This window comes from Kitasatospora sp. NPDC001095 (genome assembly GCF_053598615.1).
Genome location: NZ_JBSFKQ010000097.1, coordinates 1 through 11374, shown reverse-complemented (window position 1 = coordinate 11374; position 11374 = coordinate 1). Strand labels below are relative to the sequence as shown.

The window sequence follows — 11374 nt, the reverse complement described above, 5'->3', positions numbered from 1 at the left end:
TGCCGCTGTTGTAGTCCACCAGGGCTGCGCCGATGGCGCCCTCGATGCTGGTCATGGCCTGCTTGAGCGCGCCGGCTGCGTCGGTCATCTGGGTACCGCCTAGAGCACCTTGGACAGGAAGGCCCTGGTGCGCTCGTGCTGCGGGTTGGTGAGCACCTCGCGGGGGTTGCCGGACTCGACCACCACACCGCCGTCCATGAACACCAGGGCGTCGCCGACCTCGCGGGCGAAGCCCATCTCGTGGGTGACGACCACCATGGTCATGCCCTCCTCGGCGAGGCCGCGCATGACGTCGAGGACGTCGCCGACCAGCTCCGGGTCGAGTGCGGAGGTGGGCTCGTCGAAGAGCATCAGCTTGGGCTTCATGGCCAGCGCGCGGGCGATCGCCACGCGCTGCTGCTGGCCGCCGGAGAGCTGCGAGGGGTAGTTCCCGGCCTTGTCGGCCAGGCCGACCCGCTCCAGCAGGGCCATGCCGCGCTCGCGGGCGTCGGCCCTGCTCTCGCCCTTGACCTGGACCGGCGCCTCCATGACGTTCTCGACGGCGGTCATGTGCGGGAACAGGTTGAAGCGCTGGAAGACCATGCCGATGTCGCGCCGCTTGAGGGCGACCTCGCGGTCCTTGAGCTCGTGCAGCCGGTCGCCCTTCTGCCGGTAGCCGACCAGCTCGCCGTCCACCCAGAGGCGGCCGCCGTTGATCTTCTCCAGGTGGTTGATGCACCGCAGGAAGGTCGACTTGCCGGAGCCGGAGGGGCCGATCAGGCAGAACACCTCGCCCTGCTTGACCTCCAGGTCGATGCCCTTGAGCACCTCGACCGGGCCGTAGGACTTGTGCACGTTCTCCGCGCGGACCATGGGCTCGGTGGACGCCGCGGCGTCGGCGGGGGTCTTGCTCAGGTCGGTCATACGTGACCACCTCCCTCGAGCCCCGGGACGACGTCGGCGGTCGTCCTGGGAGCGGGCTTCCCGGCGAACAGGCCCCGCAGCCGCTGCAGCGGGGTGGGCGGCAGGGTGCGGTTGGAGCCCCGGGCGTAGTGGCGCTCGATGTAGTACTGGCCGATGGTCAGCACCGAGGTGAAGAACAGGTACCAGAGGCTGACCACGATCAGCAGCGGGATGTTCTGGTAGTTGCGGGAGTAGATGACCTGGCCGGCCCGGAAGATCTCCTCGAGGGAGATCACGGAGACCAGCGAGGTGGTCTTGAGCATCGAGATGGTCTCGTTGCCGGTCGGCGGGATGATCACCCGCATGGCCTGCGGCAGGACGATCCGGCGCATGGTCTGGAACCGGCTCATGCCGAGCGCGTGCGCGGCCTCGGTCTGGCCCTCGTCGACCGACTGGATGCCGCCGCGGACGATCTCCGCCATGTAGGCGGCCTCGTTGAGGCCGAGACCCAGCAGGGCGGCGACGAAGGTCGGGATCAGCACGTTGGTCTGCTCGGACCAGAACTCCGGCCCCCACGGCACGCCGATCGACAGCTTGGCCCAGATCAGGCCGAGGAAGTTCCAGAACACCAGCTGCACCAGGACCGGGGTGCCGCGGAAGATCCAGATGTAGACCCAGGCGACGCCGGCCAGCAGCGGGTTCGGGGAAAGGCGCATCACCGCGAGGACGATGCCGCCGACCACGCCCATGAGCATGGCGAGAACGGTCAGTTCCAGCGTCACCAGCAGGCCGTGCATGATGCTGTCGTGGAACAGGTACTGACCGACGATGTCCCACTTGAAAGCGGGGTTGGTGAAGAGGGCGCTCACGAGCATCGCCGCGAGTACGGCGATGACGACGGCGCCGGCCCAGCGTCCGGGGTGACGGACGGGGACGGCCCTGATGGTCTCGGGCCGCCCCTTCTCCGCCGTCCCCTTGTCCAAAGAGTTCACGGTGTGGCCTCGGGGGATAAGTGAAGCGTACGAGGGTCAGGAGGCGCTGTTGACGACCGACTTTTCGATGGCGCCGGCCTCGACACCCCACTTGCTGAGGATCTGCTTGTAGGTGCCGTCGTCGATCAGCGACTGGACGGCGCCCTGGATGGCCGGGGTGAGCTTGGAGCCCTTGGCCAGGGCCACGCCGTAGGGGGCCACGCCGTAGGTCTCGCCGATCTTCTCCAGCTGGCCGCCGGACTGCTTGACCGCGTAGTCGACGACCTGGGAGTCGGCCATCAGCGCCTGGTCGCGGCCGGAGACCACGGCGTTGGTGACGTCCGTCTGGAGGTCGAACTTGTCGCCCCCGTTCTGGATGCCCGGCTTGCCGGCCTTGGCGCAGTCGGGGTCGCGGGTGTCCTTGATCTCGTCGGCCTGGGTGGTGCCGGTCTGGACGGCGACCTTCTTGCCGCAGAGGTCCTTCGGGTCGATCTTCTCCGGGTTGCCCTTCTTCACGGCGACGGCGCTGCCGGAGTTGAAGTAGGTGACCATGTCGACGATCTGCTCGCGCTCCTTGTTGTCCGTGAAGGACGACATGCCGAGCTGGAACTTGTTCGACTGGATGCCGGGGATGATCGCGGTGAAGCCGGAGTCCTGGACCTCGGCCTTCAGGCCGAGCTTGGCGGCGATGGCGTTGGCCAGGTCGACGTCCATGCCGATGACCTTGCCGCTGTCGTCCTTGAACTCGTCCGGCGCGTAGGAGGCGTCCGCGCCCACCACGAGCTTGCCGGCCGCCTTGACGTCATCCGGGACGAGCGAGGCCAGCTTGGGATCGGCCTTGACCTCGTTGACGGTCGCGGAGGCGTTGGGGGCGCCGCTGCCGTCGCTCTTGCTGCTGCTGCAGCCGGTCAGCACGAGGGAGACCGACGCGGCGACCACACCGGCTGCGAGGAGCCGGCTGCGCTGGGTACGGGTGGTCATGAGGGGGATCTCCATCCTGGGGGAGAGAGGTCGGGCGGAGCGCGCCGCGGGAGCGGCGCACCGGAACGGCGAGCCGCGCGGCTCGGTACGGGTGCGTGTCGCCGTACGTCGTCGTACGTGCAGGCCGGGTCGTGCAGTTGCCCGGGCGCGGGGGGTGCCGCCCGGGGGTGTACGAGGTACTGCTTCCGCCACCCTCCGCCGAGGTGGACGTTGACCGGTCGGCCTCGACCAGTGGCCGGCTCGATCCGAGATGGGGGGAATCCTGCCATCTGATGACAGTCAGGTGGCCCTCATCCAGATCAAAATCGGATAACGAGGGGTCGCACTGTCCGCTATTCGGACTTATCCCGGGCCCCTGTCACTCTGCGCATAAGTATGCAGACCCGTCCGTGCCGTACCCGGCGGCCCGCCGCCCGCCGGTCAGATGCCCCCGTTGACCACCGCGTTCTGCGCCGCGCCGGCGCTCACGTTCCACTTGGCCAGGATCTTGTCGTACTCACCGCTGCGGATCAGCTGGTCGATCGCCTTGGCCAGCACGTCGCGCAACTGCCCGTCGTCCTTGCGCAGCGCGATCCCGTACGGGTTGGAGGTGGACTGCCCGCCGGTCAGCTCGAAGCGGGCGCCGCCGTCGGTGGTCTTCGCCGCGTAGGCGGCCACCGGGAAGTCGTTCAGGCCGGCCGCGGCCGCGCCGGAGGCGACCTCGGCCAGCGCCTTGGTGTCGGTGTCCAGCTTGTGGGGGACCAGCGCGGGACGGCCGGCCCGGGCGCAGACGGACACCTGGCGGGTGACGATCTCGTCCTGGGTGGTGCCCTGCTGGAACGCCACGGTCTTGCCGCACAGGTCGTCCAGGCTCTTGACCGCCTTGGGGTTGCCCTTCGGGACGACGATCGAGCTGCCGGCGATGAAGTAGTCCACGAAGTCCACGCCGGGGCCGGCCTGCTTGCCGTTCTCGTCCAGGGCGTCACGGCGCTTGCGGGTGTCGCTGAGCGCCGACATCGCCACGTCGTACTGCTTGGCCTGGAGGTTCGGCACCAGCTTGTCGAAGGGGGTGTCGACGAACTCGACCCGCACGTCGAGGATCCGGCCCAGGGCGGCGGCGAGCTCCGGGTCGAGGCCGGTCGGGGTGCCGTCCGGGCCGCGGAACTCCACCGGGGGGTAGTTGACGTCCATTCCGACCCGCAGCACCCCGGCCGACCGCAGGGCCTTCGGCAGCTTGCCGCGCAGGTCCTTGACCGGATCCTCCGCGGCGGCCTGCCCGCCGCCGCCGCAGCCGGTCAGCAGCAGGGCTCCGGCGGTCGCCAGGGCGGCGGCGGCCGGGATCGGACGGCGGGCGAGTCGGGCGTGACGCATGAGGGCGGCTCCTGAGGGAGAGACGGGCGCCGCCACGGTGTCGCGCGGGTGTACGCGAAATGGCGGACAAGCGATCCTGCCATCCCGGCCTGCCGGGCCCGGCAGCGGGTGTGTCAGAATTCGGTACCGGGTGACCCCCGAACGCTCGAACCAGACCGACGAGCCCCGACAGGCTCGCGGTGCTCGGGAACGGAAGTCCTCACGTGGCTCCGTATCCGGGGTGCCGACTCCCTTCGGACCTGCGTTCACTCCTGCGGGTGCGCGTGCGCTCATGCCGCTGCCGCCGTCGGTGCCTGCGCTGAGACGCCGGGCTCCCGTGACGACAGCTCGGCGATGAACCGTACGTGACGAGGACGAAAAGGCATAGGTGCGATGCCGTCGTCCGACCTACGCTCGGCCCGTAAGCACAACGCGGACAACAGAAGACCCAACAAAACCCTCATCCGAGGGCGCCGCCCGACGGCAGCGCCCCGACCCTGACCCCGGGTCCGCTTCGGCGTACCCGGTTTCCGGTTTCCGGCCGGGTCGTCCTCCCGTCGGCCGCGCGTCCTCGCCAGATCAATGACGAAGAGGTCATCGTGGCAGCGGAGATCATCAGCAGCACCCAGGACACCGACGATCCGGTCGACGCGGTTTTCGCGCTCCACCGCGGCGGCAAGATGGAGATCCGGGCGACCGTCCCGGTGCGCGACGCGGACGACCTGTCCCTCGCCTACACCCCCGGTGTCGCCCGGGTCTGCACGGCCATCGCCGAGCAGCCGGAACTGGTCAACGACTACACCTGGAAGTCCAACACCGTCGCGGTGGTCACCGACGGCACCGCGGTGCTGGGCCTCGGCGACATCGGCCCGCAGGCCTCGCTGCCCGTGATGGAGGGCAAGGCCATCCTGTTCAAGCAGTTCGGCGGCGTGGACGCGGTGCCGATCGCGCTCGCCTGCACCGAGGTCGACGAGATCGTCGAGACCGTGGTCCGGCTGGCGCCCTCCTTCGGCGGCGTCAACCTGGAGGACATCTCCGCGCCCCGCTGCTTCGAGATCGAGCGCCGGCTCCAGGAGGCCCTGGACATCCCGGTCTTCCACGACGACCAGCACGGCACCGCGATCGTCACCACCGCCGCCCTGTGGAACGCCGCCAAGGTGACCGGCCGTGAGATCGGCTCCCTGCGGGCCGTCATCTCCGGCGCCGGCGCGGCCGGCATCGCCATCGCCAAGATGCTGGTCGCGGCCGGCATCGGCGACGTGGCCGTCTGCGACCGCAAGGGCGTGGTGTACGAGGGCCGCGGCGACCTCACCGACGTCAAGGCCGAGATCGCCGCGCGGACCAACCGCACCGGCCTCAAGGGCTCGCTGGCCGACGCGATGGCCGGCGCCGACGTGTTCATCGGCGTCTCCGGCGGCACCGTGCCGGAGGAGGTCGTCGCGACCATGGCCGAGGGCGCGTTCGTCTTCGCGATGGCCAACCCCACCCCGGAGATCCACCCCGAGGTCGCGCACAAGTACGCCGCGGTGGTCGCCACCGGCCGCAGCGACTTCCCGAACCAGATCAACAACGTGCTGGCCTTCCCCGGCATCTTCGCGGGCGCCCTCCAGGTCCGCGCCTCCCGGATCACCGAGGGCATGAAGCTGGCCGCCGCCAAGGCGCTGGCCGGCGTCGTGGCCGACGAGCTGACGCCGCAGAAGGTCATCCCCTCCCCGTTCGACGAGCGGGTCGCGCCGGCGGTCACCAAGGCCGTCGCCGAGGCCGCCCGGGCGGAGGGCGTGGCGCGGATCTGACGACGCGCCGGGGGAGCGCGCCGGCCGCGGCGGCCGCTCCCCCGCACCCCCGCCGAGCCGAAGGGCGCGCCGCTGCCGGAAGCGAGCGGCGACAAGCGGGGTGCGAGCGCCGGAGCGCCGGGCGTCGGCAGTGGGTCAGAGCGCCCGGAGGCGAGCGGCGTAGTCGGAGCCGGGACAGCCGGGACACGCGTCACACGTTCGCGTGGTTCCCGGCCCCGGCCGTCGGAGCTATCGTCCGGGGCATGTTCGCTGCCTACGCCGCACGTATCGACGCCGCCGACCCGCTGAGCGGGCTGGAGCTGGGCGACCTCCCCGAGCCGCAGGCCCGTCCCGGGTGGAGCGTGGTCACGGTCCGGGCCGCCAGCCTCAACCACCACGACCTCTGGTCGCTGCGCGGGGTCGGCCTGCCCGCCGAGAAGCTGCCGATGATCCTCGGCTGCGACGCCGCCGGCGTCGACGAGCACGGCAACGAGGTGGTCGTGCACTCGGTGATCGGCCAGAGCGGCCACGGGGTCGGCCCGGACGAGCCGCGGTCCATCCTGACGGAGCGCTACCAGGGCACCTTCGCCCAGCGGGTGGCCGTCCCCACCTGGAACCTGCTGCCCAAGCCCGCCGAGCTGAGCTTCGAGCAGGCCGCCTGCCTGCCCACCGCCTGGCTGACGGCGTACCGGATGCTGTTCACCAACGCCGGGGTCAAGCCCGGGGACACCGTCCTGGTGCAGGGCGCGGGCGGCGGGGTGGCGACAGCGCTGGTCGTCCTCGGCAAGGCGGCCGGCCTGCGGGTCTGGGTCACCGGACGGGACGAGGCCAAGCGCGCCCGGGCGGTGGAGCTCGGCGCCGACGCGGCCTTCGAGAGCGGCGCCCGGCTGCCCGAGCGGGTGGACGCGGTCATGGAGACGGTCGGCGCCGCGACCTGGTCGCACTCGGTGAAGTCGCTGCGCCCGGGCGGCACCGTCGTCATCTCCGGGGCCACCTCCGGCCCCAGCCCGAGCTCCGCCGAGCTGAACCGGATCTTCTTCCTGGAGCTCAAGGTGGTCGGCTCGACCATGGGCACCAAGGAGGAGCTGGCCGGGCTGCTCTCCTTCTGCGCCAACACCGGCGTCCGGCCGGTGATCGACTCGGTGCTGCCGCTGGCCGAGGCCAGGGACGGCTTCGCCCGGCTCGCCAAGGGCGACGTCTTCGGGAAGGTCGTCCTCAACCCCTGACCCGGGGCCGTCCGAGGCTCCGCACAGGTGGCGGCCCGGCGCCTCCCGAAGGGGGCGCCGGGCCGCCGTTCCGGACCGTCGGCGTCAGCCGAGCAGTCGCTTCAACCGCTCGCCCGCGGTGCCCAGCACCGTACGGGCCTCGGCAAGCTCGTCCGCGCCCACCCCGCCGTCCCTGGCCGCGTCCCGCACCTGGTCGCGAAAGCGGTCGAGCAGCCGCTCCAGCTCACGGGCCGGATCCCCGGCCGGGTCGGTGCGGGCCCACGACGGCAGGTCGGCCGGGGTTCCGGGCGCGTTCTCGTCCTTGTCCAGGTCGATCCTGGTCACGGTGACCTTCTCGGTGGGCTCCGCGGCCGGCTCCTCCGGGCCGTGGCCCCAGCGGGCCGCGTCGGCCAGCCCGGCCAGGCCCTTGGTCAGCTCGGACAGGCCCTCGGCCAGCCCGGTCGGCCAGTCGCCCTTCGCGGCGTGCTCGCGCACCTGCTGCTCGACCCGGCGCTTGATCCGCAGCGCTTCCTGCTGCGCGGCGGTGCGCGAGGCCTTGGCCTGCTCGCGCAGCCGGCGGGCCTCCGCCTCGGCGGCCTTCGCCTTGGCCTTGGCGGCCTGCTCCTGCTCCCGGGCGCGCTTGGCCTGTTCCTTCGCCTGCTGCTTGAACTGGGCGAACTCCTCCTTGGCGCGCTGCCAGGACTCGTTGTCGCCCCAGGGCCCGGCCCACGGGTCGCCGCTCTCGGCGCGCTCCGGCCGGGGCGCCTGCTTGGCGGCGTTCCACAGCTCCTCGCGCAGATCCTTGGCGCTGTCCCGGACGTCCTCGCGGATCGCCCCGGCGAGCTGCGCCACGGAGTCGTGGATCTCCAGCTCCAGCTCGTCCAACTCGCCCTGCCGGGCTTCGAGTTCGACGCGTCCGGCGTCGGTCAGCCGGTACACCTTGCGGCCGCCCTCGGTGCTGTGGGTGACCAGGCCCTCCTGCTCCAGCTTGGCCAGCCGCGGGTAGACCGTCCCGGCCGAGGGGGCGTACAGGCCCTGGAAGCGCTCCCCCAGCAGCCGGATCACCTCGTAGCCGTGCCGCGGGGCCTCGTCCAGCAGCTTCAGCAGGTACAGGCGGAGCCGACCGTGGCCGAACACAGGGGTCATCTCAGGCCTCCTTGGTGAGGTTCGGCGTACCGGGGCCGGCCGGGAGTTCCTTGACGACCACCGGGCCCTCCTCCTCCGCGTCGGGGCGGCGCAGCACGGTGACCGCGCCGGAGACGGTGGTGACGTTGAGGTTGCCGCGGCCCTCGCCGAGTCGGCCGGAGATCTTCTTGGCGCCCCAGGTGCTGCTCATCTGGAGCTGCTCGAAGGTGCTGGAGACGTCGCCGCTGGTGGAGCCGGCCTCGACGGTGGCGTCGGCCGCGGAGGGGATCCGGACCACGACCGCGCCGCTGACGGTGTTGACCTTGACGTCGGTCTCGCCGGCCACGTCGAGGTCCAGGGTGACGGCGCCGGTGACGGTGTTGGCCTGGATCCGGTCGGCGGTGCCGGCGATCACGGTGAGCTGCCCGGAGACGGTGTTGACCTTGAGGCGGCCGCCGACCGCCTGGGCGTCGACGTCGCCGGTGACGGTGCTCGCGTCGATCCGGCCGGTCACCCCGGCGAGCGTGGTGTCGCCGTTGGCGCTCTGCACCGAGACGCGCCCGTCGATGCCGCTGACGGTGGCGTGGGCGGACACGGTGCCGACCTTGACCTCGACGTCGGCGGGGACGGTCACGGTGACACCGGCGATCCGCTTGCGCTTGAAGGAGCCGAAGAAGTTCCGCACCGAGCCGACGGACTTGACCCAGTCGCCGAACTCGCCCCAGCTGTTGATGTCCTTGTAGGTCACGGTCAGGACGCCGTCCACCAGGGTCACGTGCAGCGGGTCGCCGACCAGCTCGGTGACCTCGAGACGGGCCGGGCCGTCGGCCGCCACCACGTTCACCGTGCCCTCGATGGTCCGCACGTGCAGCGCGCGCACCGACTCGTCGAAGGTGATCCTCTCGGTGCCCTCGACCGTCCACTGGCTCATCTCTGCCGCCTCCCGTTGGCGATCGCGATGTATCGCGTTCTCTTCTAAAGACGATATATCGCGTGCCGGCAGAGTCAAGCGCTCCGGCCCCCGTCCCGACCCCGATCCGTCCCCGATCCGTCCCCGAGGCCTCCCCTACGGGGACGGCGGAGCTCCGTGCCCGAACACGCGTGAGGCCCGGGAGGCGGTTGCCTCCCGGGCCTCACGACGGCCGTCACCGGGTCACTCGTCGTCCTCGTCGTCGAGCCGCGCCAGCCAGGTGGCCAGCCGCTCGACCGGGACCTCGAAGTCCGGGTTGAGGTCGACGAACGTGCGCAGCTGCTCGGCCAGCCACCCGAGGGTGACCTCCTCCTCGCCGCGCCGGTTCTCCAGCTCCTCGATGCCTCGGTTGGTGAAGTACACGGTTCGCTCCGGTCCGGTGGGGATTGACCTGGTCAGGATAGTGCTCAGCCGGCGCGCCAGGTGCTGACGGTGACCTTGGCGGCCCCGGAGGTCGGGTCGGCCTGCTCGATCGCCACGATGGCGATGTTGCGGGTGACCCGGTCCCGGACGCAGAGCAGCCGGCCGGGCGCCACCCGGTTGTACGAGAGGTCGGTGTCCGGCCGGGAGTCGATCGCGGCGGCGCACTGCTCGGCGGTGACGGACGGCTCGGTGATCACCGCGAAGTCCGACTTGTTGTCGCCGTAGCTGGCGAAGGCGTTGGCCTTGCTGCCACTGCTGTTGTTGGTGACCCCGAAGCCCCACTTGAGGTCGGTGGAGCGGGGCACCACGGTGCCCGAGTCCAGGTCGATCCGGTAGGCGTCGGAGGAGTAGTCGGCGCTGGGGATCGCCAGCGACTTCTTGTCCAGCATCGGGGAGTAGCCGGTGGGCCGGGCCGGGGCCGAGACGGTGCTCTGGCCGGGCTTGGGGGAGGAGGCCGTCACCGGGTCGGTGGAGGCGGAGGCGCTGGGGGAGGAGGCCGGCTTGGTCGGGTCAGGGCCCTGGGTGACGGTGACCGCCGGAGCCGGCTTGGCGTCCGACGCCTTGCCGTCGTCCAGCTTCTTCATCAGCACCACGCCGCCCGCGGTGCCGCCGACCGCCATCACCAGGGCGACGGTGAGCAGCACCTTCCAGGACACCCCGCCCTTGCGCCCCGGCCCGGGCTCCGGGGCCGCGGCGGGCGCCGGGTCGGCGGTCAGTGCCGGGCCGGGCGGCGGTGTGTCGTAGGACGGCGGCTCCGGCTGGAGCCGGACGGTCGGCGGGGTGGGCAGCACCGGCGCGGTCGGCGACTCGGTGGGCGGCTGCGGGGCGCCGTACGAGCCGACCGGCGGCGGCGTGAAGCCGTGCGGGGGCGTCGGCGGCTGCTGCGGCGGGTGCACCGCGGTGGCCGGGTGGGTCGGCGCGCCGGGCGGCGGCGGGGGAGTGGCCGGCATCGCGGGCGGCGGGGTCGGCGGGGTGGCGGGCGCGGCCGGCAGCGGGGTGGGCGGAGTCTTGGGCAGGTCCGAGCGGCGGGTGATCTCGGTGTTGACCTCGCGCGGCAGCCAGTCGTCGCCGAACCGCAGCTGGCCGCCGACCTCCGGGTGGTTGCGGGCGACCCGGATGATCTCGGCGGGCGTGGGGCGGTCCTCCGGGGACTTCGCCAGGCAGCGCTGGATCAGCTCGCGCAGGTCCGCCGGGACGGCGGTGAGGTCCGCGTCCTCGTGCACCACCCGGTAGAGCACCGCGGTGTCCGGGCCGTCGCCGAACGGCGCGGTGCCGCCGGCCACGTACGCGGCCAGGGCGCCGAGCGCGAAGACGTCGGTGGCCGGGGTGACCGGGCGTCCCTGGGCCTGCTCGGGGGACATGAAGGCGGGGGAGCCGATCCGGTAGCCGGTGCCGGTCAGCGCGGTGGCGTCGGCGGCGCGGGCGATGCCGAAGTCAATCACCCGCGGACCGTCCCCGGCGACCAGCACGTTGGCGGGCTTGAGGTCGCGGTGGACCACCTCGACGCTGTGGATCGCCTGGAGGGCCTCGGCGATGCCGCCCATCAGCAGCAGCACGGTGCGCACCGGGAGCGCGCCGTTCTCGCGCACCACCTGCTGGAGGGACGGGCCGGGGACGTACGCGGTGACCAGCCAGGGGGCGTCGCCGTCCAGGCCGCCGGAGTCGATCACCTGCGCGGTGTAGAGCCCGTGGATGCGCTGGGCGTTGCTGACCTCC

Annotated in this window: 10 protein-coding genes; 2 read left to right on the top strand and 8 right to left on the bottom strand. The window is 71.9% G+C overall.

Annotated elements, in window-relative coordinates:
- Positions 1-99: 99 nt before the first annotated feature.
- The 4 genes from ACWDBB_RS35715 to ACWDBB_RS35700 form a co-directional block, all read right to left on the bottom strand.
- Entirely contained in the window at positions 100-852 is a 753-nt protein-coding gene (locus ACWDBB_RS35715) for an amino acid ABC transporter ATP-binding protein (protein ID WP_449793571.1), read from the bottom strand.
- A 47-nt stretch (positions 853-899) separates the two neighbouring features.
- Positions 900-1874: an amino acid ABC transporter permease gene (locus ACWDBB_RS35710; protein ID WP_449793570.1), complete on the bottom strand. Its 975-nt coding sequence runs from the start codon at positions 1872-1874 to the stop codon at positions 900-902.
- A 36-nt stretch (positions 1875-1910) separates the two neighbouring features.
- Positions 1911-2834 carry an ABC transporter substrate-binding protein gene (locus tag ACWDBB_RS35705; RefSeq protein WP_449793569.1) on the bottom strand — a complete coding sequence of 308 codons (924 nt, stop codon included), beginning with the start codon at positions 2832-2834 and terminating at the stop codon, positions 1911-1913.
- 420 nt (positions 2835-3254) lie between these two features.
- On the bottom strand, positions 3255-4184 hold the full coding sequence (locus ACWDBB_RS35700) for an ABC transporter substrate-binding protein (protein WP_449793568.1): 930 nt from the start codon (positions 4182-4184) through the stop codon (positions 3255-3257).
- A gap of 578 nt (positions 4185-4762) precedes the next feature.
- Between ACWDBB_RS35700 and ACWDBB_RS35695 the strand changes: the two genes are divergently transcribed.
- Together ACWDBB_RS35695 and ACWDBB_RS35690 are read left to right on the top strand one after the other, a co-directional pair.
- Positions 4763-5956, top strand: a complete 1194-nt coding sequence (locus tag ACWDBB_RS35695) for an NAD(P)-dependent malic enzyme (protein WP_392873231.1) — start codon at positions 4763-4765, stop codon at positions 5954-5956.
- 242 nt (positions 5957-6198) lie between these two features.
- The gene (locus tag ACWDBB_RS35690; protein ID WP_449793567.1) at positions 6199-7161 is read left to right on the top strand and encodes a zinc-binding dehydrogenase; all 963 of its coding nucleotides are present in this window, start codon (positions 6199-6201) and stop codon (positions 7159-7161) included.
- Between the two features lie 84 nt (positions 7162-7245).
- Here the strand turns inward: ACWDBB_RS35690 and ACWDBB_RS35685 are convergent, their stop codons facing one another.
- The 4 genes from ACWDBB_RS35685 to ACWDBB_RS35670 form a co-directional block, all read right to left on the bottom strand.
- The gene (locus ACWDBB_RS35685) at positions 7246-8286 is read right to left on the bottom strand and encodes a PadR family transcriptional regulator (protein WP_449793566.1); all 1041 of its coding nucleotides are present in this window, start codon (positions 8284-8286) and stop codon (positions 7246-7248) included.
- 1 nt (position 8287) lies between these two features.
- Complete coding sequence (locus ACWDBB_RS35680; RefSeq protein ID WP_449793565.1) at positions 8288-9196, bottom strand: DUF4097 family beta strand repeat-containing protein; 909 nt, start codon at positions 9194-9196, stop codon at positions 8288-8290.
- A 222-nt stretch (positions 9197-9418) separates the two neighbouring features.
- Complete coding sequence (locus ACWDBB_RS35675; RefSeq protein ID WP_449793564.1) at positions 9419-9598, bottom strand: DUF6104 family protein; 180 nt, start codon at positions 9596-9598, stop codon at positions 9419-9421.
- Between the two features lie 44 nt (positions 9599-9642).
- Positions 9643-11374, bottom strand: a 1732-nt coding sequence (locus tag ACWDBB_RS35670; protein ID WP_449793563.1) for a protein kinase domain-containing protein, incomplete at its 5' end; no start/stop codon positions are given.